Source organism: Rhodospira trueperi (assembly GCF_900101965.1).
In the GTDB taxonomy this organism is placed as follows: domain Bacteria; phylum Pseudomonadota; class Alphaproteobacteria; order Rhodospirillales; family Rhodospirillaceae; genus Rhodospira; species Rhodospira trueperi.
In genome coordinates this window covers 228,564-252,892 of sequence record NZ_FNAP01000003.1, presented here as the reverse complement: position 1 = coordinate 252,892, position 24,329 = coordinate 228,564, and the positions used below count along the sequence as shown (strand labels likewise).

The following is a 24,329-nucleotide window of genomic DNA, read 5'->3' as shown; positions in this document are numbered from 1 at the left end:
GGCGATCAATTCAAAGACTCGGCATCACCATTGCGTCGAAGTGATCGTGAGCCGGAGGTGTTAATCCCATGGTCGGTCGGTATCAGTTGATCGCGCTCAGGCGCTCGTCGCGCAGCCTGTCCCGATAGGCGGTCAGGTAACTGCGGAACTTCTCGGCTTGCCGGATCTTGCCGCCCACCGACGCGATGTCGATCACCCCCGATTCCGGGGTCGCCGTCACCAGGTCGAAGGCATCCCGGAAGGGCGTGCCGGCCAGGGCGTCAAGATAGCGCTGGCGCAGCAGGGAGACGGCGGTCTCGTCGCCGGCCAGTGTCAGGGCGGTGGCCCAGTCGATCAGGCGGAAGGCGTCCTTTTCCACCAGGGTGGCGTCGCCCTCCGGCGGCGGCGGCACCAGTTCGCCCAGGGCGCGGGCGGCCTCGGCCCAATTGTGGTCGCGCCAATGGATCTCGGCGCGCAGCACCCGGGCGTCCTCGGTCGGGTCGTTTTCCAGCAGGGCAATGGCCGCCTCGGGGTCATCCGTATCGGCGAGGCCGCGCGCCCTCAAGTGCCGGCGTTGGCGTTCCAGGCGCTCGGGCAGCGGCGCGAAGCGGGTTTTTTCCAGGGCCTCCAGGGCATTGCTGGGCTGACGGTTGAGCAGATACACCAATGCCAGACGGGCGCCGACCTTGGCGCGGTCGAGCCCGCGCAAACGATAGCGGATCTGGCGTTCCAGCAGGGCGGCCGCCGGGTCCAGCAGATCGACGGAGACCAGACGGTCGGCCAGACGGCGGATCATCTCGTCGCCCTTGTTGCCGGTCGGGGTCAACTCGCGGAATTCGTCGAACAGAGCGATGGCCGTCAGCGGGGCCATGTCGTTGGCAGCGCCGTCCAGGAACAGGGTGTCGAAGACTTGGCGCATGGTGGCCATCAGTTCCTCGGAGCCCGGACGGTCCTGGAAGTAAGAGGCCGCGAGCCGCAGGGTGCGCAGGGCATCGCCGTAGCGTTCTTCCTCCAGGTAGAGCGCGCCGAGTTCCTTCAGCAGGTCGTATTCGAAGGCCCCGCCACGCCAGGCGAAGCGCAGGCTTTCCAGGCCGTTGATGAGCTGTTCGGTGTCGATCAGATCGAGGCGGTATTCCATGTCCAGGCGGTCGCGTCTGGCCATGGCCGCATGTCGACGGCTGTGGCCCGCTTCGGCCTCACGCCAGGCGGCGATGGCGGCCTCGAAGGCGCCTGTGGTGGCCAGCAGCTTGCCTTCCAGGTACTGGATGGCGGCCTCGTCATGGGTGGTGTTGAACTCCGGGTCGCGCGCCGCCTCCAGGAAGGTGTTGGCGGTCAGATCGTCGCCGGCCTCAATGGCGGCGTTGGCGGCCACCAGCGACAAGGGGATGCGCACGTCGGGCGGATAGTTCTCCAGCACGCCGCCGGTGACCTCCAGGATGGCCGCCTGAAGCCCGGCCCGGCCCATGCGCGACTGCGCGGCGGCGCGCCAGAACGCGGCCTCGTCGATGTCGTCGAGGCTGGGATGGCTGAGATCGTCCACGGCCTCGCCGTCCCGGTTCATCATGAACTGCGTGGCGCCGCGCAGAGCGCGGAAGGCCGGTGTATTGACCAGGGCGGGCTCTTCCTCGGCGATGGTGCGCAACACGCCCAGGGCCTCCGGGGCATAGCCGTTGGCGAAATGGAATCGCGCCAGTTCCAGCCGGGCCTCGGGTCGGCGACCCTCCGGCGCGATGGCCACGGCCTGGCGCATCTCGTTGAGGGTTTCGTAGTACGACTTGTCCTCGCTCTCGCGGCGCCAGCCGGGGATGTCGAAGACCTCCTTGAGCGCGCCCTCGCCCAGACTGGACAGTGTCTCCAGGCGGGCGGTGTCCGGCGACAGAATCAGACCGCCCTCGGCGGTGATTTCGCCGCCGCTGCGGCTGGACCGCATCTGGATGCGATCGGACAGGGGTATGACCACGATGCCCTGGGCGGTCACCGGCATGATGAGTTCCGGAAACGTCCGTTCCGGATAGACGCCGTGCCCCAACTGGATCAGCGGCAGCACGAAGAACTGATCGCCCAGTTCGGGATCGCGCACGGGAACCACGCGGCCGCCCTCGACCACCGGCAACAGCAGGCGGGCGCCCACCGGCGATTCTTCCTGAGCCTGGATGCGGATGGGACGCTCGGGGCGCAGCGGGCGGCGCATCAGGTCCACCACCCACAGCAGGCCGTCGCGGCGCAGGGACGGGTTGTACCCGGGCGCGGTGGTCATGCGGACCAGCGTGGAGCTTGGCCCGATCCGGACCTGTTCGACACTGCGGACCACACCCGCGCCCGACCGGCGCAGCAGGCTCAGGTCCACCTCCTGGAAGCGGTCGAAGACGACCCAGAGATAGCCGGCGCGCCGGAACACGGCGGCGGCGGTCGGCAGGTCCCAGGAGAACCCCAAGCTGACCACCGCGATTCCGTCCTCCGCGCCGCCCTGGTCGCCGGCCGCGCGGACACTCTCGGCCAGCCGTTCCGCCATGGCGTCCTCGGCACCCGGGGTCAGGGTGGGGCCACCCTCGGCGATGGGCGCGAAGGCGGCCTCGTTGCGCGCGGGCGGTTCCGTGGTGGCCGCGTCTGATCGGGCGTTGGGATCGGACCCGGCATTTTCGGCGCCGGTCATCGGCGACGTGTCCCTGTCCGCCGAGGGGGCTGCGGGAGGTTCGTCGAGAGCCGCCGCGTCGGACGCATCTGCCTGGACGGGCTCCGGTTCCGTCTGGGCGGCCATGTCTTCAGTAGCGGCTGGGGCTTCGTCGGGTTCGGGCGGCGGCGCCGCATCCGCGTCCGGCTCCGCCTCCGCGTTCGCATCAGGCACCGTGTCGGGCTCGACGGGGGCCGGCTCGACGGCGTCCGGCGCATCGGCGGCGGCAACCTGTTCGCCCGTCTCTTCACCTTCGACGGGCTCGTCCCCGCCGGTGTCCCCTGCATCTGCGTTCTGAGGCGGTTCCGGGGGAATCGTGATGTCCATCACGACCTTCGGGCCGGCCATGTAGGTGCGCGCGGTCGCGCCCTCCGGCACGCGCAGCGCGAAGATGCTGCCGTCGCTTGTCACGCTGCTGGACACATCCATGAAGCCGGCGGGCAGGTCATCGCGGATCGGATCGACCACCAGACGGGCGCGCCGGTCGAACCGCAACGACAGGCGGTCGCCGTCCGCCACCAGGTTGTGTTCCACCGGACGCGGCCAGTCGAACACGATGCGCTGGAAGCCGTCGTGCTTGCCGGTGCGGACGCGGATGGGGCCGGGCTCCTCGGGCGCCGGCTGCGCGGTTTCGGCGGGCGGCGGCGCGGGCGGTTCCTCGATGGACGGGCCGCCCCGCAGGTCGATCACCACGCCATTGCCCAGCGTGAAGACGCGCAGCGTGAAGTCGTCCTTCAGGGGCATGGAGACGGTGCGCTTGCCGTTCGACAGCGCCACGCCTTCGATGTAGTCGGACAGTCGCACCGGCACCATGATGACATCCGGGGCCACCGGCTCGTCGAACTCGGCGACCAGGGTGTCACCTCGGATCTCGACCGAGTAGCGCACCGGGACGTCCCAGCGGAAGACCATCCGGCCGTATCCGTCATGCGTCGAGGCCAGAACGTCGGCGGCCCATGCGGGGCCGGTCGTTCCGGGCCCAATGACCAGGATGGCGGCACAGAGCAGCAGGGCGGCGAGGGAGGCAAGCGCGCGGATCATCCGGCCCCCTCCCGTCCGAGTGTCCAGGGCGCCGGGCCGGGCCGGTCGGGCAGAATCACGATATCGACCCGGCGGGCCAGCCGGGCGCGCTCGGCGTCCGGCACCTCCGCCAGCGCATCGAACCGGGTATCGGCATGGCCCCACACCTCCAGGGGCGCCATGTAGCCGGCCAAGCGCAGCGCGTTTGCCACCGAAGCGGCGCGCGCCAGCGACAGGTCCCAGGGCCCCGCGAACGGACTGCCATCGGGTAACGGCCCCGGGTCGGTGTGCCCGGCGACGGCCACGCGATTGCGCAGGTTGGCCAGCAACGTGCCCAGCTCGCCCACCACCGGGCGCGCTTCGACGGCAAGGTCGGCCTCACCGTCCTCGAACAGCAGATCGGCGGGCATGAGCACGATCAACCGCTCATCCAGCAACTGGATGAACGCGCCACTGAACCGATCATCGTTGGCGAACGTGGTTTCCAGAAGGGACGCCAGATACCCCAGCCCCTGGCCCGGGGCGCGGCTGGTGCCCTCAACGCCCGGAGCGCTCCCCTTGGATGCCTGAACCGGCGCGGGACGAGGGTTGAACGTGTCGGTCAGGGAGGCGGACAGCCGCTGGAAGGTTTCGGCCTTGAACGACGACATCGAAAACATCAGCACGAAGAACGCCAGCATCAACACCACCAGGTCACTGAAGGTGACCATCCAGGCCGTGCTGATCGACGAGGCTGTACGTCGCGGGCCGATCATTGTTCCATCCGTTCCGGCGCGTCGGGGACGATCCGTGTGTCGATTGCGGGGGCGTCCATGGTGGCACGGGTTGAGTTCGGCGCCAACGACTCCGCGCGAACCCTACCATTTTCCTCATCCGAAGGGGCACCCCCTTGAGTGTCCTCCAGGCGATTCTGCGTGGGTGGGGTGGCATCGGACGGGACAGACTCATCAATCGGCACCGCGTCCGATGGCGTCCGGGTGAAGTCTGGGCTCCACCGCGCGGCATCCACCGCTCGGAAGGTGATGCGCATCCAGTTCGCGTCGCCCTCCGCCAGGCCGACGAGCACGCTGCCGGGGGCGGCGCCGCGCGCGGTCATGACCCGGCCGAGTTCGCCGGCCCGGCGGGTCGGCAGGTCCTCCCCCGAGACCGGGAGCAGGGGCACCGTCACGGTTTCGGGGACGTCATCGCCGGTGCCGGTCTGGAGCGTGGCCGCCATCTCGAATCGTTGTCCCTCCGGTGCGCCGGCAAGGGCGGCCACGACGCCATCGAGCATGGGCAGCCGGGCCGGCCTGATGACCGTGGTATCCGTCTCGAACAGCGAGTCCGTGCGCAGCAGAAGCTCCATTTCCCGTCCCGGCAGGATCTGTTCGATGCGGATCGTGGGGATGGCGGATTGGAACAAGTCGCTGACCAGGGCAATGAACGCCTCTGCGGCGCGCGTGTCTCCCGGCAGATCCTGAAACGGCCGGCCACCGGCCCGTTCGTCAGGTGCCTTGGCGGTGGCGAAGGTCAGGGTCAGACTGTCGATGACCGCCCTGACGCGCAGGCTTTCCAGGCTGGACAGCGCCGTGAGCATGATGAAAAAGGCGAGAAGAAGTAGGTAGAGCGACAGAAACAGCGCCAGCGAGCCGCGCGCGACCGGGGTGACGACATCGCTTCGGGTGGCGCCGGACCCATCGGAGGACCCGAGGGGCGCGAACAGGTCTCGGCGTGGATGGGCCGGCGCGGCGGCCGGCCGGTCCCATGGGGACATCACAAGAGCCATCCTTGAGCGGACCCGGCGTGGGGAGGCCTACCTCACGGGTGGAGTCCGTCGAGAAATCACCAGTGTTTTCAAGAGCTTTTCCAATACCGAACCCAAGGCCCGACATCGGAACAGCCCGGGCCGAAGCTTCGTAAGCGTCGGCCGATGCCCAGTGTGCCAGCAGAGACTGAACAAATTCTTTAATTCGCGAGGCGGGTTTTCGAACCGACCGACGCGCCCATCGTATACCAATCAGGCATCCAGCGCCAACTGTGGGCGCGGATGCCGACACGATTATTCCGGGGTTATGCGAACCGGTCAGAAATCGCCAAGCACACTGACCATTTTCGACTTCAGCGTTTCGGCATTGAAGGGCTTGACAATATAGTTGGAAACGCCGGCTTCCTTGGCGGCAATCACGTTTTCGGATTTGGATTCGGCGGTCACCATGATGAACGGCGTGCCCTTGAGCTTCGGATCCGCGCGAACCTCGCGCAGCAACTGAAGGCCCGTCATCGGCTCCATGTTCCAGTCGGAAATGATGAGGCCGTATTCTTCGTTGCCGGCACGCAATTGTTGCAGCGCCTGGCTGCCGTCCATCGCTTCGTCGATGTTATTGAAACCAAGCTGACGCAACAGGTTCCGGATGATCCGGAGCATGGTCTTGTAGTCATCCACGATCAGGATGCGCATCTCACTGTCGACGGACATCGCTCTCCCCATATCCACACACGGCGCCGACCCGGATTCCCGCGGGGGCCTGAACACTCATGTTTACTTACAGGCAGCCGGCCAGTTTACGCAAGTCCGCATTTTCCGACCACTTTTCATTTTCTCCAACCCGGGCCCCGGCCCTGCTCACTGGAGGGGCGCTTCCTGATCGGTGTTGGTCGGGTCCGAGCCGGGCAGCGCCCGCCGACGGGCCAGTTCGGTGGTCACTTCCTTGGCCCGCTCCGGGGACATGTCCGCGAGGATGGCGGCGGAACTGCGCTCCTTCATGGTTTCGATCACCCGCAGCAGGATGGGCATGTCGAGATCGTTGAAGATTCGCGCTGCGTCCGACGGCTTCATGGTGGCATAGATGCTGACCAACTGATCGATTCGGGCCTGCTCCTGTTCGGAATGCTGGGCCAGGAGCCCCTGGATCATCTCTTCCAGAGACTTCAACTCCTGGATGCGGTTCTCGATGCGGCGTTCGGCCGCCTGAAGCAGGGCCTCGCGGTCGGTCAGTTCGCGCTCCATGGCGTCCAACTCCTCGCGCCGTTCCGCGAGACGCTGGAGCAGATTGATTTCCGACTGCGTGAAGCCCGGCGGTGTCACGCCGGCGGCGGCCTCGGCCGCGATGTCCGGCGCGCCCCCGGTTGCCGCGGGCGGGATACCGCTCGGGGTCATTTGGCCCGTGGGTTCGGCTTCCGGCCCGGCCCGAGCCGGTGCTCCTTGGGATGCCGCGGCGGCGGGCTCGCTGGCTGCCAGCGCCTGCGTCTGCCCGACGCGGACGGAGGTCGCCCACCCGTCGATGTCCTCGTAGATGTCGCCGACTCGCACCGACAGCATGAGAATACCGGCCGCGATCACGGCGTGCAGAACGCCCAGGCGCGGCAGCGGTGAGGATCGCCGCTGTTTTCTTTTTCGCGGTGCTGACGCCGCCCGGGTTCTGGGCATCTCGACGCAATTCCCTTTCGGGCCTTTCGGGACTGTCCGGCCGTGATGGGGCCGAACGACGACCGTCTCATTACAGCAGCGACCCGTTAAGAAATCCAAAACCGTCCGGGCGCTGGGGGCCGACGAATTGATGGGACAGGATCAGCGCGAGGACCGAAGGGCGCGCAGCAGTTCGCGTTCCGCTTCCGAGCGCTCGTCCTCGACATAAAAATCATCCTCGTCGCCATCATCGGACGCCAGCGGCGCCTGGGACACAGCCCCCAGCGCGGCCATGCGGCCGGCCGCGCCGCGCCCGGGCACCGGGGGCGGAGCCGGCACGACGGGCCCCGCCCCAGCCGAGACCTGTGCCAGTCCGCCGGAGCGACCGCGCGTTCCGGAGGGTGCGGCCGATACCGTCCCCCCGTTCCTGTCCAGGGTGCGCCGTCCCTGCACACCATCTTCCAACTTTCCCAGCATCGTGTCGGCGCGATCCACCATGAACGCCAGATCGTCCCGCAGGGTCTGGGCTTTCTCGACCCGGTCCTGCAGGGCGCGCCCGGCGTCGTCGGCGGCCTTGCGCAGTTTCGGAATGCCGGCCTCGGCTCGATGCGTCGCTTCATTGAAGTTCTGGATGAGCCGCGCCAGTTCGTCGCGGTTGCGACGCAAGTCGGCCAGCCGCCCGTTCAGGATCCAGGCGAACGTGATGGTGGGGACAAGAAGCGCCACGATCAGGATATCGAGGATCAGACTGAGGGACATGGGCGCCTCTGGGCTGCCGGATGACAGAGGATCGGGACTCGGGACCCACCCGTCGTTCGGTGGCGGGATGATCGGGACCGATCAACCGGACTTGGCTTTCTGCCGGGCCTTGCGATCGACACGAATGGCAATGTTGTTGCCGCGCCGCCCCATGCGGCCCGCGAACATCGGCACGTCGCCGCAGCGCAGAATCACGATGGAATCCGGTGTTGCGTTGAACATGATCTGGGAGCCGACCTCAAGTTTCAGGACCTGACGCAACGGCATCTCGACCTCGTCGAGGATGGCTTCCATCTCCACTTCCGTGAACCACATCTCCTCGGCCAAGTGGGTTTCCCAAATGGAGTCCCGGCCGAACTTCTCGCCCATGAACATCTGCAACAGAAGTTCACGCACGGGTTCAAGCGTGGCGTAGGGGATGAGCAGTTCGAGGCGCCCGCCGCGATCCTCCATGTCGATGCGCAGCTTGGCGACGATGGCCGCGTTGGCCGGCCGCGAGATGGTGGCGAAGCGGGGGTTTGTCTCCAGGCGTTCGAACCGGAAGGTGACCGGCGACAGCGGGTCGAAGGCGGCCGACAGGTCGGCCAGGACCACATGAACCAAGCGCTCGACCAGATTGCGTTCGATGGTGGTGTAGGGCCGGCCTTCAATGCGCATGGCCGCCGTGCCCCGGCGACCGCCGAGCAGCACATCGACGACGGAATAGATCATCGACGAATCGATGGTCAGCAGCCCGGAGTTGTCCCATTCCTCCGCCTTGAACACCGACAGCATGGCGGGCAGCGGAATCGAATTCAGATAGTCCCCGAAGCGCAGCGACAGGATGTTGTCGAGGGAGACCTCCACGTTGTCGGACGTGAAGTTGCGCAGACTGGTGGACATCATGCGCACCAGTCGGTCGAACACCACCTCCAGCATCGGCAGGCGTTCATAGGAGACCAGGGCGCTGTTCAGGATGGCGTGAATGCCGGACTGATCGCCGGCGACCTCCTCGGACTCGTCAAAGCCGAGCAGGCTGTCGATCTCGTCCTGATTGAGGACGCGGGTGCTCTCCCGGCCGGCCACGCTGGCGACGACGGTGCCGTCGTCGCCCCCGCCGACATCGTCGCCGAGCATGGCTTCCCATTCCGCGGCCATGGCATCGGCGTCACCGCCGTCCTCGCCTTCGCCTCCGCCCGCGTCGTCATCGACCATGCTGGCCCACTCGGCCATCATGGCTTCTTCTTCTTCTTTTGAAACCTCGCGGCCCGGTTCGTCGGAGGGGGTCATGTCGGCCGTATCCTCGGGTCTCGGGACAAAACGCCGGTGCTGCCGTAAGCGGCCCGCCTACTGCACCAGCATCTCCTTGAACAGAACGGCATTGACGCGGGCAGGCCGCACCGCATTGCTGATGCGGCGCAACAGTTCCTCGCGCACGCGGTAAATGCCGGCGGCACCCTGAAGGTCCTCAATGCGCAACTCACGCAGAAAGACCTGAAAGTTGTCGATCACGCGCGGCATGACCGCTTCCACCTGGGCGACATCGGCCTGACTGGCCAGCTCCAGGCTGACACGAACCTTCAAGAAATGGGACTGTCGCCCCCCGGCGTTCAGATCGACCACCATTTCCGGCAGGTCATAGAACACGGTCTGTCCGAGAACGCCGCCTTCTCCGCCGTGACCGTCCCCGCCGCCGTGGTCTTCGCCATGACCGTCGGCGGTGGCATGCGATTCACTGTCGCTACCCATCACCATGTTGAACACGGGATCCAGGAGCCCCGTGAAAAAAGCCCCGGCGGCTCCGAGAACCAGAAGCAGAACAGGAATGAGGATCAGAAGCAGTTTTTTCCGGCCTCCGCGACCGGATGATTGCCCCTCTTCCTCGAATCCGTCTTCGGACTCGTCATAGTCTTCTTCAAGGTCGTCGGACATGGGCGTCGGCGTTCCGTGGCAGAAGTGTCTTGAGGCGGACCACGACGACGGACACCGGCTCGGGTCTGGCGCCCGTCGATCCGTCCAGGGTCCTGGAACGATCCACGCTGTCCCGTCCGATGCCCGGGGTGGCGACCGTCCTGATCCTTCGGCAGGGTAGGCGTGGACTCCTTAAAAATTCGTTCAGCGGCGCGGGTGTTCGGCGGCTCCACTCCGAAGCCGGTAAGAATTGCCCGGCAACAGGAGGGTGGGGTCCCCCCCAGCAGGGATGGGTTTGCCCCCCTGACCGGCCTTGGCCATGACCGAAAACACGGAAGGCACGTTGAGCGTCCGGCCCGGATCGGGGCGGCGGACGGGCGTTTTCGCCCGCCTGGCGGGCTCTTTGAGCGATCTTGGCATACCGGGTGCATGGGGTGGGGCCGGGAGTCGTGCGCATGCGGCGCGCCCCCTCAGGTCACGGAACGCAAGTCCACGGAAACGGCCGAACCGCCATGCAATCACCATCGTACATTGCCCTGTCCCGGCAGACCGCCCTGTGGCGGCAAATGGATGTGGTGGCCAACAACATCGCGAACATGAACACGCCTGGCTTCAAGACCGAGTCCATGGTGTTCACCGACTATCTGATGCGCTCCCGGGGCAGCGATGGGCCGTGGTCCGACACCGTGGCCTATACCCTGGACCTTGGCACTCACAGGGACCTGTCGGTCGGCCCCATGCAGGAAACCGGCAATCCGCTGGATCTGGCCATCAACGGGCGGGGCTATCTGGAGATCGAGACCGACTTCGGCCGTTTCTACACCCGCAATGGCCGCTTGATGCTGAATGCCGACGGCATGATCGTGACGGGATCGGGGCATCCGGTCATGAGCACCGAGGACGCGCCCTTCTTCATCGCGCCCAACGAAAGCACGATCACGGTCTCACGCAACGGCACCGTGTCCACCGAGAACGGGGACATCGGCCGCCTGCGCGTGGTGTCATTCGAGGACGAGCAGGCGCTTCTTCGGGTCGAGAACGGTGTCTACGACGCGGGTGAGCAGGAACCGGAAGAGGTCGCCGACGCGGCCATTCAGCAAGGCATGCTGGAAGGGTCGAACGTCGAGGCCACCCAACAGATCACGCACATGATCGAGGTCCAGAGGGCCTATGAGTCGGTGCAGAAGATGATCGAGGCGGAATCGCAACGTCAGCGGCAGGCCATGAAAGTCCTGTCCGGCGCCCAGAACGCTTAAGCGGCGGAGGAGACCATGCGTTCGCTCAATATCGGCGCAACCGGAATGCTGGCGCAGCAGCAGAACGTTGAAGTCATATCCAACAACATCGCCAACATGAACACGACGGCCTACACCCGCCGTCGCACCGAGTTCCACGATCTGCTGTATCAGTCGCTGCGGCGTGCCGGGGCCACATCCTCCGACACGGGCGACATCGTGCCGGCCGGCGTGCAGGTCGGTCTGGGCGTCAAGACCGCCGCCGTCTACCGGATCACGCAGCAGGGCAGCATGCTCAGCACCGACAACAGCCTCGACCTGGCGATCGAGGGCAAGGGCTATTTCCAGATCGACCTGCCGTCGGGCGAGACCGGCTATACGCGGGACGGATCGTTCCAGCTCAGCCCCGATGGCGACGTTGTGACCCATGACGGCTACAAGGTTCAGGGCATCCAGGCCATTCCCAACGAAGCCGTGAGCATCACCGTCAACAAGTCGGGCGAGGTGCTCTACAAGCTGGAAGGCCAGAACGCCATGCAGAACGCCGGCCAGATCCAGCTTTCCATTTTCCCGAACGAGGCCGGTCTCAATCCCGAGGGGGACAACCTGTTCACCGAGACGGAGGCTTCCGGTGGGGCCAGCAGCAGCAACCCCGGACAGCCCGGATACGGCACCGTTCTTCAGGGGTTCCTGGAATCTTCGAACGTCAATGTCGTGGCGGAGATCACCGAACTCATTAGCGCGCAGCGCGCGTATGAGATGAATTCAAAGGTCATTACGACGTCCGACGAGATGATGTCCACCGTCTCGCGGATGAAGTAAGGGGCCGCCGCAGCCGCCCGGGCGTTCGGCGCCCGGCGGGAGGGAAACGTCATGATCCGCAGCATGTTGCAATCCACCCGAGTCAGCGCCGTGGCCCTGTGCCTGGTCCTGCTTGTGCCGGTCGGAGCGGCGGCCAACGAGATCGCCCTGCCCGCCACCGGTGCCGGACGGGCGCCGGCGGATACGCGGATGGGCGCCGGCTCCACCGATATCGCTGCGTTCGCCGATGCTCTGGTCGATGTGGCGCAGCGCACGAATTCGACGGTTGGCGCGGTGGCGGCCCTGGGCGGGATTCCCGGCGCGGGTGGCGTCGGTCGTGCGGCGTTGCGGCCTGAGACGATGATCGAACAGCCGTACATGGTTTTGGGGGATCTGTTCGTTGGGCTCCCCGTCGAGTTGTCCGCCGTTCCCATTGGGTACGCTCCGCCCCCCGGTGAGCGGATGGTGCTGGATGCGCGCTATCTGAACGATTTGGCCGTGGAATACGGTGTGCCCTGGGAGGCGCCCAGCCGCTTCGTCCGGGCGGTGGTAGAGCGGCGCGGCTACGACATCGGGCGGTCCCATGTTCTGGAGGCCCTGCGGGATCATCTGCTTGAGGCCGGCATGTCCCCGAACGCCGAGGTGGACATCAGCGCTCTGAATATTCACGCCACCGTCGGCAGTCCGGATCAGGTCCGCGTCGAGGTCCGCGACCTTTACTATGACAGTCGCGCCGGTCGGTTTAGCGCGCGCGTGGATGTGCCCAGCGGCGGCGGGAGTGCGCGCACGGTGCGTCTGACCGGCTCCGTGCATGTGGCCGTAGATGTCCCCGTCCTGAACCGGCCGCTTCGCAGTGGCATGGTGGTCACCGAGGACGACATCGGGTGGGACACCATGCGTCAGGGCGATCTGCGGCCCGACATTCTGCTCGACCCGCATGACCTGATTGGCAAGGCCACCCGTCGCGGCATTCAGGCCGGCCAGCCGGTGCGGGCCAGTCAGGTGACACCGCCCGAGATGGTGAGCCGCAACGCGCCCGTGACCATGACCCTGGAGACGCCGTTCATGACGGTGACCGCGCGCGGCCGGGCGCTGGAAGACGGCGCCATCGGCGAGACGGTGCGGGTGGCCAATCTGGGCTCCGGTACCGAGGTTTTGGCCGTCGTGAGTGGCCGCAATGCCGTTCGGGTGCGGACCGAACCGATGCCCGTGGCAACCCGATGAGGCCCACGCCCCGACCATCTTTGCCCGTCGGCAAGGGAGAAGATCGATGACCGCTGAACGCCGTATGCTCTTGTCGCCATCCGTCGCCACCGCCGCCCGTCGCGTTCGGCGCGGCTTGGTCCTGGCCGGCGTCGCCGTGGCGGTCGGCGGTGCTCTTGGCGGATGTACCATGCTGCAGCGCCTCGCCGAGGTCGGCGAGCCGCCCGCCATGAGCGCCGTCGAGAACCCGACCCTGCAACGCGACTACAAGCCCGTCAGCATGCCCATGCCGACGCCCCAGGTGGCCCAGCCCAATCCCAACAGCCTCTGGCGTCCCGGGGCGCGGGCCTTCTTCAAGGACCAGCGCGCCAGCGAGGTGGGCGATATCCTGACCGTCGTGGTCGATATCGAGGGCGAGCAGGCCAATCTGGCCAGCACCATGAACCGGGCGCGGTCGACCGACGAGGACGCTGGCCTGACGTCCTTCATGGGATATGAGGCGGGCCTGAGCACGGTCCTGCCGGATGCCGTGAGTCCCCCCGATCTGATCAATTTCGGCTCCGAAAGCTCGCACCAGGGCGGCGGCACCTTCCAGCGCTCGGAGACCGTCAACATCCGCCTCGCGGCCGTGGTGCTTCAGGTTCTACCCAACGGCAACCTCGTCATTGCCGGCCGTCAGGAAGTCCGGGTGACCGGCGAGTTGCGGGAGTTGTCCGTCACGGGGGTGATCCGTCCCCAGGACGTGCGCTCGGACAACACCATCGCATGGGACAAGATCGCCGAGGCCCGCATTTCCTACGGCGGCCGGGGATCGGTCAGCGACCTGACCGAGCCGCGCTACGGTCAGCAGATCTACGACATCCTGTTCCCATTCTGATCCGGGACCGACGGGCAGGCACACTGACAAACGAGTATGCGGGCAAAGCGGCGGGCCGGCTCCTTCCAACGAAGGGCCGGCCCGACCATGTGGAAGGGTTGGCATGCCCTCTGGTCAGCTACACGAGGGGAAATCCACGCGTTACAGTATGATGGTGCAAGGCTGATCGCGGTTGGGCCGGGATTGGGCCCGACGATCCCTGGTCGTCACCGGCCCGCTTCGGGGGGAAGCAGAGAGGGCGGCATTCCGTGGTGCCTCAAGCCGCTTGGGCTCGCAAGCGGGGGGCGTGTCACGCCTCCACCGGAAAAAGGACCCTCACCATGACGGAACAAAACGGTTATATGGCGATCAAGGATGTCGCGGGCGGTCTGACCAAAATCGCGATTGCCCTGTCCAGCGCTCATCAGGACGGCAATCAGGAAGACCTGGACGCCGCCTTGCAGGCGAATGTGTGGGTTTGGACAGGGATCAAAACGACGCTGGCGGGCGAGGGCAGTCCCTTGCCTCAGGAAGTCCGGGACAACCTGAGGCAGTTGTCCCAGTTCGTGACGCGAACCTGCGCCGGGCGCAAGGACCCCTTGACCGAAGAAGATCTGATGACTCTGGTCAACACGAACCTCCAGATCTCCGAAGGCTTGTTGGAGGGGTTCGAGCGACCGGAGTCGGCGTAGTCGTGGCCGGCACATGGTTGGCCGTCCCGAGGCTCGGCCCCCGTCGGTCGGGAGTGGGCCGCTCCGCGCGAGTTCGACCGCTCCAAACGCGCGCTGCCCCTTTGTCGTTCAAGCCAATCGTCGTTCAAGTCAATCGTCGTCGCGGTCCGTTTCGGGCCGCTCGGGATTTGCTTCAGTTCCGGCCGATGATCAGGTCGGTCAGACGATCCTGCCCGGGCATGGTGAAGACCCAGACGGAATCGCACATGCCGTCGTCCAGCCGCAGTCCGACTCGGCAGGCCGGCGGCGATGAGAACCCGGTCAGGTCGAGCACGCGTTCCGGGGCCAGATCCCCCACCACGGACACGTCGACCATCTGCCCGGGCCCACACAGAGAGGCGAAGGTCCCGGTGTCGAAATCCAGATAGGTCGCGGGAATTTGTTCCAGCGTCGCCCCGGTCTCGCGCACCGCGACCGACAGGGACGGCCCGTCCGGGCTGTCCAGGTCCAGGTAGACCAGCACCAGATCCGCCCGGGCATCACAGGTGATGTCCGCGCGCAGGACCTTCAGGCGAGACGGATCGGCATACTGGCCCCACAGGAACCGGGCCACCTCCATGGCGTCGGGGCGGGGCTCGCCGGGGTTTCCGCCGGAGGCGTGCTGCGGCGGCACCGGCGCCGGTGTCGGCGCTGGGGCCTGGGGCTTCACCCGGGCCTGTTCGCGGCCGGTGTCCATGGGGTGCGTCCCGGAAACGAAGGTCCCGTTCCACACTCCCGCCGACCCCGGCGGATTGCCGCAGTAGCTCCACTGGCCTTGAAGGGTCCCGCCCTGTCGCAGGCTCCAGGAAACCAAGCCCCAGGAGTGGGTGCCGTCCCGCGCCTGATCGCAGCGAATTTCCGAGGACGGTTGCAACCAGAACCCTTCAAGCGCGCTGTCGCGACGGTTCAGGGTGGCCTCGATCCGGCCGTTGTAGGACGGATAGACGCCGGTCACCCGGTCGCCGTCGCGCACGGTCAACACCAGCGGGCCGAAGTCCGTCGTCCACTCGCTGGACTGCGCGGCGGCCGGAGCGGTCGGAGCAAGAGCAAGGGCTGTCAGCACCGACAACAGTGCCAGCGCGCGCGGCCACCGTGGTGTCGTCATGGTCCGTTCTTCATGATCGTGCTGTTCCGACTGATTCTACCGCCCCGCGAACCGCACCGCCTGCTTGGCCGCCGCGATCAGCGCCTGGGCCTTGTTCCAGCACTCCTGGCGTTCCATTTCCGGGTCGGAGTCCGCCACGATCCCCCCGCCGGCCTGGATATGCACCACGCCGTCCTTCACCAGCGCGGTGCGCAGGGCGATGCAGGTGTCCATGTTGCCGTCGGCGGAGATGTAGCCGACGGTGCCGGCGTAGAAGCCTCGGCGGACGGTCTCCAGTTCCTCAATGATCTCCATGGCCCGCACCTTGGGCGCGCCGGAGACGGTGCCGGCCGGGAAGCCGGCCATCAGCGCGTCCATGGCGTCCTGGCCCTCGCGCAGTGTCCCGACCACGTTGGACACGATGTGCATGACGTGGCTGTAGTATTCGACGAAGAACCGGCCGGTGACGCGCACCGTGCCCACTTCGGCGACGCGGCCGACGTCGTTGCGGCCCAGGTCGAGCAGCATCAGGTGCTCGGCGCGTTCCTTGGGGTCGGCCAGCAGCTCGGCGGCGTTGGCGGTGTCCTCGGCGGCATCGGCGCCGCGCTTGCGGGTGCCGGCGATGGGCCGGATGGTCACCTCGCCGTCCTTCAGCCGCACCAGGATCTCGGGGCTGGCGCCGACGATCTGGTAGCCGTCCATGTCCAGGTAGACCATGTAGGGGGACGGATTGGTCCGCCTGAGTGCCCGGTACAGGCTGAACGGCGGCAGCCGGAACGGCAGCGTGAAGCGCTGCGACAGCACCACCTGAAAGATGTCGCCGGCCATGATGTAGTCCTTGGCGCGGCGCACCTTGGCCTTGTAGTCGTCGGCGGCCATCATCGGGGTGGCTTCGGGCTCCGGGTCCGGCTCGGCGGTCAGGCGCGAGACCGGCAGGGCGCGGTCCAGGTCCGCGCTGACGTCGGCGAGGCGCTCGCGCGCCAATGCCAGCGCGGCGTTGGCGTCCACGCCCGGGCGTGGCCACACCGGCGTGGCCAAGGTCAGGCGGTGCTTGATGTTGTCGAAGGCCACCATCACCGTCGGGCGCATGAAGACGCCGTCTGGCACGTTGATGGGATCGGGGTTCTCGTCCGGGATGCGCTCCACCAGCCGCACGGTGTCATAGCCCATGTAGCCGACCAGGCCGGCGGCCAGCGGCGGCAGTTCCGCGGGCAGGTCGATGCGGCTTTCGGCGACCACGGCGCGCAGGGACTCGAGCGGCGGCCGGTCGTCGGCCTCGAAGGCGTGGGCGTCGTGGCGGGCGTCGCGGTTGATCTCCGCCCGGCTGCCGCGACAGCGCCAGATCAGGTCCGGTTTCAGCCCCAGGAAGGAATAGCGGCCCCGCACCGCGCCGCCCTCGACGCTGTCCAGCAGGAAGGAATAGGGCCGGGTCTCGCAGATCTTGAGGAACGCGGAGACCGGCGTTTCCAGGTCGCCGACCAGATGGGTCCAGACCACCTGCGCGCGGCCGGCCATGTAGGTGGCGCGAAAATCGGCGGCGGCGGGCATGGTCTCCATGACGGTGTTTTCCCTAATCGATGAAGGCGGATTCGATGACGGCGCGGTTGATTTCCACACCCTGAGCGCGGGACAGGGCGTCTGTGAACTGCACGAACAGGTCGTCGGCGATGGACTCGCGCAGCACCTGTTCCGTTTGAGCGAGCGTCTCGGCGGTTCCACCGGCGGCCCGGTCGATCTCGATCAGATGCAGCACATGGATGACGTCGCCGGAGTCGACGATGCGGATGCCGCCCTCGTTCATGGTGAACAGGGGGCGGGCCAGATCCTCGGGCGGCGGTGTCTGGCCGTCCTCCACCGCGCGGCCATCGCGACGCACGGCGGGCAGAGCCTCCACGGTCGCGCCCACGGTTTCGGCGGCGCCGGCGAAGGTGCGGCCCTCGCCGGCGGCATCGCGGATTGCCTCGGCACGGGCGCGCGTCGCCTCCGCCTTGCGTTGGTCGACCCACAGCGCCTCCACCCGCGCGCGCACATCCTCCAGCGGGCGTGGTGCGGGCGGGATCACGTCGTCCACGCGCAGCACGAAATAGCCCGTTCCGGTCTCCCGCATCAGCGTCTGTTCGCCCGGTTGGGATGAGAAGGCGGTGTCCAGGAAGGCCGGCGCCTCGGGCAGATCGGGCACCGGCGTTCCGTCCGGCCCCCGGCCCTGCCGATCCACCGCTTCCAGAGTCAACAGCGGCAGGTCGAGCGCCTGGGCGGCCTCCTCCAGCGTGGCGCCGCCCCCCAGGGCATCGTCGAGGTCCACCGACAGGTCATAAAGCGCTTCCCCCGCCTGCTCGTCCACCAGGGCAGCGCGGATCTCGTCGCGCACGGCCTCCAGGGGCCGGGTGGCCTCCGGCGTGATCGCGCGGACATGGAAGACGTGCCAGCCGAAGGCGCTCTCGACCGGATCGCTGACCTGCCCCTCGGGCACGGAGAACACCGCCCGGGACTGGTCCTGGGGCAGCGTGTCCGGCGTCACCTCGCCCATGGCGACGGGGGCGGGCGCGCCAGCTTCGGCGGCCGCGTCGGTGAGCGTCCGGCCGGCCCGGACGGCATCGACCACGGCCTGGGCGGTCTGCTCGTCCTCGGCCACCACCTGATCGACCGTGCGGGTTTCCGGCGCGGAGAATTCGTGGCTGCGGGCGTCGTAGGCCTCGCGGATGGCCTCGTCACTGACCGCGACCAGCGGCCGGGCCTGCGCCAGGGTCAGCACGATGGCGGTGACGGCGCGGTATTCCGGCGCGGTGAAGGTCTCGAGGTTGTCCTGGTAAAGCTGTTCCAGCGTCGCCTCGTCGGGCGTTTCGGAGGGCGCCGGCGCGTCGGCGATGGACAGCGACACCACCTCGCCGGCCCGGGCCTCGTTGCGGTGCCGGTCGAAGTCCTCGACCAGCCCTTCCGGGGCGTGCGCGGCGTCGGCTGCCGGGGCGCTGAGGGCGGTCTGAAGAAGGCTGCGCCGCACCTGCTCGGCGAACTGGCTTTCGGTCAGGCGGTTGGCCGCCAGCAGCCGTTCGAACAACTGGCGGTCGAAGCGGCCGTCCTCCGCGGCGAAGTTGGGGTCGGCCTTGATGGTGCGGGCGACGACGGCATCGGGAACGACCATGCCCCAGTCGCGGGCGGTCTCGATCTGGGTTGCCTGGGTCACCATGCGGCCGATGGCGCGGTCCAGGAAGCCGAACTGGATGGCCTGCTCGGTGGTGATGTCTTGGCCCAACTGGTCGCGCAGGGCGGAAACCTCGCGGTTCAGGTCCTCGCGCAGTGCGCCGGTGCCGATGGCGGTGTCGCCGACCGTGATCGCCGGGGTCTGTCCGCCGCCGCTGGAGATGAAATCGCCGATGCCCCAGGCCCCGAAGCTGAGGATGAGCAGGCCCAGCAGACCCTTGGCAAACCAGGACTTAGACGCCTTGCGGAAACTGTCGAGCATGCCCTCACCCGTGCCGTGATGTTCTGGTGCCGCGCCGCCCCGCGCCGGGGCTGACGAATGGCGGCGCATGATAGGGGCGCGGGCCGCGCGCCGCAACGAAAACGCCGAGATGATTGCGGCAAAGGCGCGTCTCCGTCCGCCAATGGCCTCTCCAGCGTCTCGGCCAGACGGTGCAGCGCGAGCCGGCCGCCACCGGGCGGCCGCGCGGAGCGGTGCACGGGGTTTTCGGGCATGAGAACGCTGCGGGACGTTGACATCGGCCTGTGGGGCGCCCGCCCGCATTGCGCCTTGCGCGGTCGCGCCGGATCGCCTACCTGTGGGCGCCGTTCCTCCCGACCGCCCATCACCCCACTCTGGAGCCGCGCCCGCCATGCGCATCGTGCGCCACCATGACGAATTTCCGCCCGCCTGTCGCGGCGGGGCGGTGGCGCTGGGCAACTTCGACGGCGTCCATCGCGGCCACCGCATGGTGATCGAGACCGCCGGCGCGGCGGCCCGCGCGCTGGGTACGGAGGCGCCGTTCGGGGTCATGACCTTCGACCCGCATCCGCGCCGCCTGTTCCAGCCGGACCTGCCGCCGTTCGCGCTGTCGGGGTTGCGCACCAAGGCCCACCGAATCGAGGACCTGGGCGCCCATTTCCTCTATCTCCAGCATTTCGACAAGGCCTTCGCCACCCATCCGCCGGAGTGGTTCGTGCGCGACGTGCTGGTCGGAGGCCTGGGCGTGCGCCATGTGGTGATCGGCGAGGACTACCGGTTCGGCCGGGGCCGGCGCGGCGACGCCGCCCTGTTGCGGGCCATGGCCACCGACCTGGGCTTCGGGGTGACCGCCGTGGCACCCGTCACCGACGCGGACGGCCGGGTGCTGTCCTCGACCCGGGCGCGCGAGGCCATCCAGGCCGGTCGCATCGACGAGGCCGCCGCCGTGCTGGGGCACCTGTGGGAGGTCGAGGGCCGGGTCGAGCATGGTGACGCGCGCGGCCGCCTGATCGGTTTCCCCACCGCCAACCTGCGCCTGGGCGACTACGTGCGGCCGGCGGACGGGGTTTACGCCGTCTGGGCCGGGGTCGACAGGGGGCGCGCGACGGAATGGCGGCCCGGCGTGGCGAACTACGGCCGGCGGCCCACCTTCGACGAAACGACACCGCTGCTGGAGGTCCATCTGTTCGACTTCGCGGGCGACCTGTACGGTCAGCACCTGCGGGTCCAGATGGTCGCCCATCTGCGGCCGGAACGGAAATTCGACGGCCTTGACGCACTCAAGGCCCAGATCGCGGCGGACGCCGAACAGGCGCGCCGGCTGCTTGATGCCAAGGGCTGAACGATGAGCGTGGACTACAAGAAGACCGTCTTCCTGCCCCGCACCGACTTTCCCATGAAGGCCGGACTGGCGCGGAAGGAGCCGGAGATTCTGGCGCGCTGGCAGCGCATGGATCTGTACCGGCGGCTGCGCGAGCAGTCGAAGGGCCGTGAGAAGTTCATTCTTCACGACGGCCCGCCCTACGCCAACGGCCACCTGCACATGGGCCACGCGCTCAACAAGATCCTCAAGGATGTCATCACCCGCGCCCACCAGATGCTGGGCAAGGATTCGAATTACGTCCCCGGCTGGGACTGCCACGGCCTGCCCATCGAATGGAAGATCGAGGAGGGCTACCGCAAGCGCGGCCAGGACAAGGACAGCGTGGATCCGGTCGCCTTCCGCAAGGAATGCCGGGACTTCGCCGAACACTGGATCGGCATCCAACGCGAGGAGTTCAAGCGCCTGGGCGTCATCGGCGACTGGGACACCCCATACACCACGATGGCGTTCCCGGCCGAGGCGCAGATTGCCCGCGAACTCGGCAAGTTCCTGATGAACGGCGGGCTGTACCGGGGCGCGCGTCCGGTGATGTGGTCCGTGGTCGAGAAGACCGCGCTGGCCGACGCCGAGGTCGAGTACCACGACCACACCTCGACCACCATCTGGGTGCGCTTCCCGGTCCATCGGGCGCCGCTGGCGGAACTGGAGAACGCCAACATCGTCATCTGGACCACCACGCCGTGGACCATGCCCGGCAACCGCGCCATCGCCTATGGCGAGGACATGGCCTATGCCGTGGTGCGCGTGACCGCCGTCGCCGAGGACAGCCTCGCCGTGCCGGGCGAGCGCTTCGCCGTGGCCAAGGACCTAGTCGAGCAGGTGTGCGCCGATGCCGGCATCACCGGCCACGAGATCGCCGCCACCTTCCAGGGCGCCGACCTCAAAGGCGCGGTCTGCCACCACCCGTGGCACGGCAAGGGCTATGATTTCCCGGTGCCGCTGCTGCCGGGCGATTTCGTCACCACCGACCAGGGGACGGGTTTCGTCCACATCGCCCCGGGTCACGGCGAGGACGACTACTGGCTGGGCATGGCGCACGGCATGGCGGTGCCCGACACGGTGAACGGCGACGGCCTGTATTTCGACCATGTGCCGCTGTTCGCCGGCCAGCACGTGTTCAAGGTCGCTCCGGCCGTCCTGGACGCCATGAAGGACGTCGGCGCCCTGCTGGCGCATGGAAAGCTGGTCCACAGCTATCCGCACTCGTGGCGGTCCAAGGCGCCGCTGATCTTCCGCAACACGCCGCAGTGGTTCATCTCCATGGAGACGAACGACCTGCGCCAGAAGGCCCTGGCGGGGATCGACGCCACGCGCTGGGTGCCGGGCACCGGCTACAACCGTATCCGGTCCATGATCGAGGGCCGGCCGGACTGGTGCGTGTCGCGCCAGCGGGCCTGGGGCGTGCCGATGCCCATCTTCGTTCACAAGCAATCGGGCGAACCCCTGCGCGATCAGGCGGTGCTGGACCGCATCGCCGACGCCTTCGAGGTCGAGGGCTCCGACTGCTGGTTCCATGAGGGCGCCAAGGCGCGCTTCCTGGGCAACGACCACAATCCGGACGACTACGACAAGGTCACCGACATCGTCGAGGTCTGGTTCGACAGCGGCGCCACCCACGCCTTCGTGCTGGAGGCGCGCGACGACCTGCAATGGCCGGCCTCGCTGTACCTGGAGGGTTCGGATCAGCACCGGGGCTGGTTCCACTCGTCACTGCTGGTGTCGTGCGGCACGCGCGGCCGTCCGCCCTACGAGGCCGTGCTGACCCACGGCTTCATCCTGGACGAGAAGGGCGAGGACAAAATGTCCAAGTCCAAGGGCAACGTCATCTCGCCCAAGGACGTCTGGGAGGACATGGGCGCCGATATTCTCCGGCTTTGGGTGGTTTCCGCCGATTATTCGAATGACCTGCGCTTCGGCAAGTCCATCCTCAAGCAGGTGGGCGACAGCTACCGCCGTCTGCGCAACACCCTGCGTTTCATGCTGGGCAGCCTGGACGGCTTCTCCGACGCCGAACGGCTGCCGGTCGAGGAGATGCCGGAACTGGAACGCTGGGTCCTGCACCGACTGACCGAACTGGACGCGCTGGCGCGCCAGTGCATCCACGATTTCGACTTCCACACCCTGTTCCAGGAGCTGCACCACTTCTGTTCGAACGACCTGTCGGCGTTCTACTTCGACATCCGCAAGGACGCCATCTACTGCGACGCGGCCGATGACAGCCGGCGGCGGGCGGCGCGCACCGTGCTCGACATCCTGTTCGATCACCTGGTGCGCTGGCTGGCGCCGTTCATCAGCTTCACCGCCGACGAGGCGTGGCTGTGCCGCAATCCGGGCGAGGACGAGACGGTCCACGACAAGGTCTTCCCGACCGTGCCGGCGGACTGGCGCAACGAGGCCCTGGCCGAGAAGTGGGCCAAGGTGCGCCGTCTGCGCCGGGTGGTCACCGGCGCGCTGGAAAAGGCGCGCGCGGCCAAGGAGATCGGCGCCAGCCTCCAGGCCCATCCGGTGGTGTACGCGCCGGCCGACGTGGTCGCGGCCTGCGAGGGGCTGGACCTGACCGCCCTGTGCATTACCTCCGACATCACGCTGAAGGCGGACGCGGAAGCACCCACCGACGCCTTCCGCCTGGAGGGCGAGGACGCCGTGGCCGTGGTGGTGACCCTCGCCGAGGGCGAGAAGTGTCAGCGCTGCTGGAAGGTGCTGCCCGACGTGGGCACGCACGCCTACGAGGGCGTGTGCGGCCGCTGCGCCGACGTGCTGTCGGGTCTTGGGGCGACGGTGTAATTGGCGGCGTTGACAGGCCCGATGCGGGACGCCATATGCCCTCGAACCAATACGGGGCCGAACCGTCGCGCGCGCTGGCCCCGTCCCCACCGGATTGGATCAGGAAAGACCAGACCATGAGTGAGAGCGCCGTTTTCGACCGCATCCGCGATGAGATCTCCGGCACCGACGTGGTGCTGTACATGAAGGGCTCGCCCATGTTCCCGCAATGCGGTTTCTCGGCGGCCGTCGCGCAGGTGCTGGCTCACCTGGGGGTGACGTACAAGGGCGTCAACGTGCTGGAGGACGAGGAGATCCGGCAGGGGATCAAGGACTTCGCCAACTGGCCGACGATCCCCCAGCTTTACGTCAAGGGCGAATTCGTCGGCGGCTGCGACATCGTGCGCGAGATGGCCGAGTCCGGCGAACTGGCGGCGCTGCTCCGCGACAAGGGCGTGCCGACGACGGCGCCGGCGTAACGCGCCGAAGCGGGGGCGCCAGACCGCGTGCCCCAGCAAACACGAAACGGGGCGGGACTGTCGTCCTCGCCCCGGCCTCGTCCGGTGCCTCAGGCCACGGCGGCCGCCCTTACTTCGGGGCCATCACCATGATCATCTGGCGGCCTTCCATCTTCGGCAACTGCTCGACCTTGGCGAGTTCGGCCATGTCGTCGCGCACGCGGATCAGCACCTTCATGCCGAGGTCCTGGTGCGCCATCTCGCGGCCGCGGAAGCGCAAGGTGATCTTGACCTTATCGCCATCGGACAAGAACTTATAGCAGTTCTTCATCTTCACGACATAGTCGTGTTCATCGATGTTCGGCCGGAGCTTGATCTCCTTGACCTCGATGACCCGCTGGCGCTTCTTGGCTTCGTTCTTCTTTTTCTGGTTTTCGTATTTGAACTTGCCGTAGTCCAGAATTTTGCACACGGGCGGATCGGCATTGGGCGAGATCTCGACAAGATCGAGACCCGCGTCCTCGGCCTGATGCAGGGCGTCGCGAATGCCGACGACCCCGACGTTTTCCCCCTCAGCGTCGATCAACCGCACCTGCGGAACCTTGATCGCATCATTGACGCGCGGCCCATCCCGGGTCGGCGGCGCCGTCATTGGTGGCCTAGCTATGGGATGCCTCTTCCGTTGTTTCCGG

The 24,329-nt window shown here is 67.3% G+C and carries 20 protein-coding genes; 8 read left to right on the top strand and 12 right to left on the bottom strand.

Features of this window, described 5'->3' with window-relative positions; translation table 11 throughout:
* Positions 1-82 precede the first annotated feature (82 nt).
* The 8 genes from BLS85_RS06195 to BLS85_RS06160 form a co-directional block, all read right to left on the bottom strand.
* Positions 83-3,691: a tetratricopeptide repeat protein gene (locus BLS85_RS06195; protein WP_092783810.1), complete on the bottom strand. Its 3,609-nt coding sequence runs from the start codon at positions 3,689-3,691 to the stop codon at positions 83-85.
* Positions 3,688-4,425 carry an OmpA/MotB family protein gene (locus tag BLS85_RS06190; protein ID WP_092783807.1) on the bottom strand — a complete coding sequence of 246 codons (738 nt, stop codon included), beginning with the start codon at positions 4,423-4,425 and terminating at the stop codon, positions 3,688-3,690. The genes BLS85_RS06195 and BLS85_RS06190 overlap by 4 nt, the downstream gene beginning before the upstream one ends.
* Positions 4,422-5,423 (bottom strand): hypothetical protein, encoded by a 1,002-nt coding sequence (locus BLS85_RS06185; RefSeq protein WP_092783804.1) that lies wholly within the window; start codon positions 5,421-5,423, stop codon positions 4,422-4,424. Before BLS85_RS06185 ends, BLS85_RS06190 begins: the two co-directional genes overlap by 4 nt.
* A gap of 309 nt (positions 5,424-5,732) precedes the next feature.
* The gene (locus BLS85_RS06180) at positions 5,733-6,125 is read right to left on the bottom strand and encodes a response regulator (RefSeq protein WP_092783801.1); all 393 of its coding nucleotides are present in this window, start codon (positions 6,123-6,125) and stop codon (positions 5,733-5,735) included.
* A gap of 147 nt (positions 6,126-6,272) precedes the next feature.
* Positions 6,273-7,076, bottom strand: coding sequence for a MotE family protein (locus BLS85_RS06175; protein ID WP_092783798.1), 804 nt, complete (start codon positions 7,074-7,076; stop codon positions 6,273-6,275).
* 141 nt (positions 7,077-7,217) lie between these two features.
* Complete coding sequence (locus BLS85_RS06170) at positions 7,218-7,814, bottom strand: DUF6468 domain-containing protein (RefSeq protein ID WP_092783795.1); 597 nt, start codon at positions 7,812-7,814, stop codon at positions 7,218-7,220.
* 81 nt (positions 7,815-7,895) lie between these two features.
* The gene (fliM, locus tag BLS85_RS06165) at positions 7,896-9,083 is read right to left on the bottom strand and encodes a flagellar motor switch protein FliM (RefSeq protein WP_092783792.1); all 1,188 of its coding nucleotides are present in this window, start codon (positions 9,081-9,083) and stop codon (positions 7,896-7,898) included.
* A gap of 57 nt (positions 9,084-9,140) precedes the next feature.
* Positions 9,141-9,725 (bottom strand): flagellar basal body-associated FliL family protein, encoded by a 585-nt coding sequence (locus BLS85_RS06160; RefSeq protein ID WP_092783789.1) that lies wholly within the window; start codon positions 9,723-9,725, stop codon positions 9,141-9,143.
* A gap of 491 nt (positions 9,726-10,216) precedes the next feature.
* On the opposite strand from BLS85_RS06160, the gene flgF reads away from it, so the two are divergent.
* The 5 genes from flgF to BLS85_RS06135 all read left to right on the top strand — a co-directional run bounded on the left by flgF (position 10,217) and on the right by BLS85_RS06135 (position 14,491).
* Positions 10,217-10,960, top strand: a complete 744-nt coding sequence (flgF, locus tag BLS85_RS06155) for a flagellar basal-body rod protein FlgF (RefSeq protein WP_092783786.1) — start codon at positions 10,217-10,219, stop codon at positions 10,958-10,960.
* A 15-nt stretch (positions 10,961-10,975) separates the two neighbouring features.
* Positions 10,976-11,761: a flagellar basal-body rod protein FlgG gene (flgG, locus tag BLS85_RS06150; RefSeq protein WP_092783783.1), complete on the top strand. Its 786-nt coding sequence runs from the start codon at positions 10,976-10,978 to the stop codon at positions 11,759-11,761.
* A gap of 51 nt (positions 11,762-11,812) precedes the next feature.
* Complete coding sequence (gene flgA / locus BLS85_RS06145) at positions 11,813-12,964, top strand: flagellar basal body P-ring formation chaperone FlgA (RefSeq protein ID WP_092783780.1); 1,152 nt, start codon at positions 11,813-11,815, stop codon at positions 12,962-12,964.
* A gap of 64 nt (positions 12,965-13,028) precedes the next feature.
* Positions 13,029-13,820: a flagellar basal body L-ring protein FlgH gene (flgH, locus tag BLS85_RS06140; RefSeq protein ID WP_092784070.1), complete on the top strand. Its 792-nt coding sequence runs from the start codon at positions 13,029-13,031 to the stop codon at positions 13,818-13,820.
* 320 nt (positions 13,821-14,140) lie between these two features.
* Positions 14,141-14,491 (top strand): flagellar biosynthesis regulator FlaF, encoded by a 351-nt coding sequence (locus tag BLS85_RS06135; RefSeq protein WP_092783777.1) that lies wholly within the window; start codon positions 14,141-14,143, stop codon positions 14,489-14,491.
* Positions 14,492-14,663: 172 nt separating this feature from the next.
* Here the strand turns inward: BLS85_RS06135 and BLS85_RS06130 are convergent, their stop codons facing one another.
* The 3 genes from BLS85_RS06130 to BLS85_RS06120 are packed head-to-tail and all read right to left on the bottom strand — an operon-like array spanning position 14,664 to position 19,053.
* On the bottom strand, positions 14,664-15,614 hold the full coding sequence (locus tag BLS85_RS06130; protein WP_092783774.1) for a hypothetical protein: 951 nt from the start codon (positions 15,612-15,614) through the stop codon (positions 14,664-14,666).
* A gap of 36 nt (positions 15,615-15,650) precedes the next feature.
* Complete coding sequence (trpE, locus tag BLS85_RS06125; protein ID WP_092783771.1) at positions 15,651-17,150, bottom strand: anthranilate synthase component I; 1,500 nt, start codon at positions 17,148-17,150, stop codon at positions 15,651-15,653.
* Between the two features lie 13 nt (positions 17,151-17,163).
* Complete coding sequence (locus tag BLS85_RS06120; RefSeq protein WP_176793414.1) at positions 17,164-19,053, bottom strand: peptidylprolyl isomerase; 1,890 nt, start codon at positions 19,051-19,053, stop codon at positions 17,164-17,166.
* Positions 19,054-19,423: 370 nt separating this feature from the next.
* Between BLS85_RS06120 and BLS85_RS06115 the strand changes: the two genes are divergently transcribed.
* The 3 genes from BLS85_RS06115 (at position 19,424) to grxD (ending at position 23,658) form a co-directional block, all read left to right on the top strand.
* Entirely contained in the window at positions 19,424-20,374 is a 951-nt protein-coding gene (locus BLS85_RS06115; protein ID WP_092784067.1) for a bifunctional riboflavin kinase/FAD synthetase, read from the top strand.
* A gap of 3 nt (positions 20,375-20,377) precedes the next feature.
* The gene (gene ileS / locus BLS85_RS06110; protein ID WP_092783765.1) at positions 20,378-23,200 is read left to right on the top strand and encodes an isoleucine--tRNA ligase; all 2,823 of its coding nucleotides are present in this window, start codon (positions 20,378-20,380) and stop codon (positions 23,198-23,200) included.
* A gap of 116 nt (positions 23,201-23,316) precedes the next feature.
* Complete coding sequence (gene grxD / locus BLS85_RS06105) at positions 23,317-23,658, top strand: Grx4 family monothiol glutaredoxin (RefSeq protein WP_092783762.1); 342 nt, start codon at positions 23,317-23,319, stop codon at positions 23,656-23,658.
* A gap of 109 nt (positions 23,659-23,767) precedes the next feature.
* Here grxD and infC read toward each other — a convergent pair whose 3' ends face one another.
* Complete coding sequence (gene infC, locus BLS85_RS06100) at positions 23,768-24,289, bottom strand: translation initiation factor IF-3 (RefSeq protein WP_092783759.1); 522 nt, start codon at positions 24,287-24,289, stop codon at positions 23,768-23,770.
* Positions 24,290-24,329: the final 40 nt, after the last annotated feature.

Coding starts and splice junctions, on each gene's coding strand:
- BLS85_RS06190 (WP_092783807.1), bottom strand. CDS start 4,425: ATGATCGGCCCGCGACGTACAGCCTCGTCGATCAGCACGGCCTGGATG.
- BLS85_RS06160 (WP_092783789.1), bottom strand. CDS start 9,725: ATGTCCGACGACCTTGAAGAAGACTATGACGAGTCCGAAGACGGATTC.
- BLS85_RS06185 (WP_092783804.1), bottom strand. CDS start 5,423: ATGTCCCCATGGGACCGGCCGGCCGCCGCGCCGGCCCATCCACGCCGA.
- BLS85_RS06120 (WP_176793414.1), bottom strand. CDS start 19,053: ATGCTCGACAGTTTCCGCAAGGCGTCTAAGTCCTGGTTTGCCAAGGGT.
- flgA (WP_092783780.1), top strand. CDS start 11,813: ATGATCCGCAGCATGTTGCAATCCACCCGAGTCAGCGCCGTGGCCCTG.
- trpE (WP_092783771.1), bottom strand. CDS start 17,150: ATGGAGACCATGCCCGCCGCCGCCGATTTTCGCGCCACCTACATGGCC.
- ileS (WP_092783765.1), top strand. CDS start 20,378: ATGAGCGTGGACTACAAGAAGACCGTCTTCCTGCCCCGCACCGACTTT.
- BLS85_RS06135 (WP_092783777.1), top strand. CDS start 14,141: ATGACGGAACAAAACGGTTATATGGCGATCAAGGATGTCGCGGGCGGT.
- BLS85_RS06115 (WP_092784067.1), top strand. CDS start 19,424: ATGCGCATCGTGCGCCACCATGACGAATTTCCGCCCGCCTGTCGCGGC.
- BLS85_RS06195 (WP_092783810.1), bottom strand. CDS start 3,691: ATGATCCGCGCGCTTGCCTCCCTCGCCGCCCTGCTGCTCTGTGCCGCC.
- grxD (WP_092783762.1), top strand. CDS start 23,317: ATGAGTGAGAGCGCCGTTTTCGACCGCATCCGCGATGAGATCTCCGGC.
- BLS85_RS06130 (WP_092783774.1), bottom strand. CDS start 15,614: ATGACGACACCACGGTGGCCGCGCGCGCTGGCACTGTTGTCGGTGCTG.
- flgH (WP_092784070.1), top strand. CDS start 13,029: ATGCTCTTGTCGCCATCCGTCGCCACCGCCGCCCGTCGCGTTCGGCGC.
- flgG (WP_092783783.1), top strand. CDS start 10,976: ATGCGTTCGCTCAATATCGGCGCAACCGGAATGCTGGCGCAGCAGCAG.
- infC (WP_092783759.1), bottom strand. CDS start 24,289: ATGACGGCGCCGCCGACCCGGGATGGGCCGCGCGTCAATGATGCGATC.
- BLS85_RS06180 (WP_092783801.1), bottom strand. CDS start 6,125: ATGTCCGTCGACAGTGAGATGCGCATCCTGATCGTGGATGACTACAAG.
- flgF (WP_092783786.1), top strand. CDS start 10,217: ATGCAATCACCATCGTACATTGCCCTGTCCCGGCAGACCGCCCTGTGG.
- fliM (WP_092783792.1), bottom strand. CDS start 9,083: ATGACCCCCTCCGACGAACCGGGCCGCGAGGTTTCAAAAGAAGAAGAA.
- BLS85_RS06175 (WP_092783798.1), bottom strand. CDS start 7,076: ATGCCCAGAACCCGGGCGGCGTCAGCACCGCGAAAAAGAAAACAGCGG.
- BLS85_RS06170 (WP_092783795.1), bottom strand. CDS start 7,814: ATGTCCCTCAGTCTGATCCTCGATATCCTGATCGTGGCGCTTCTTGTC.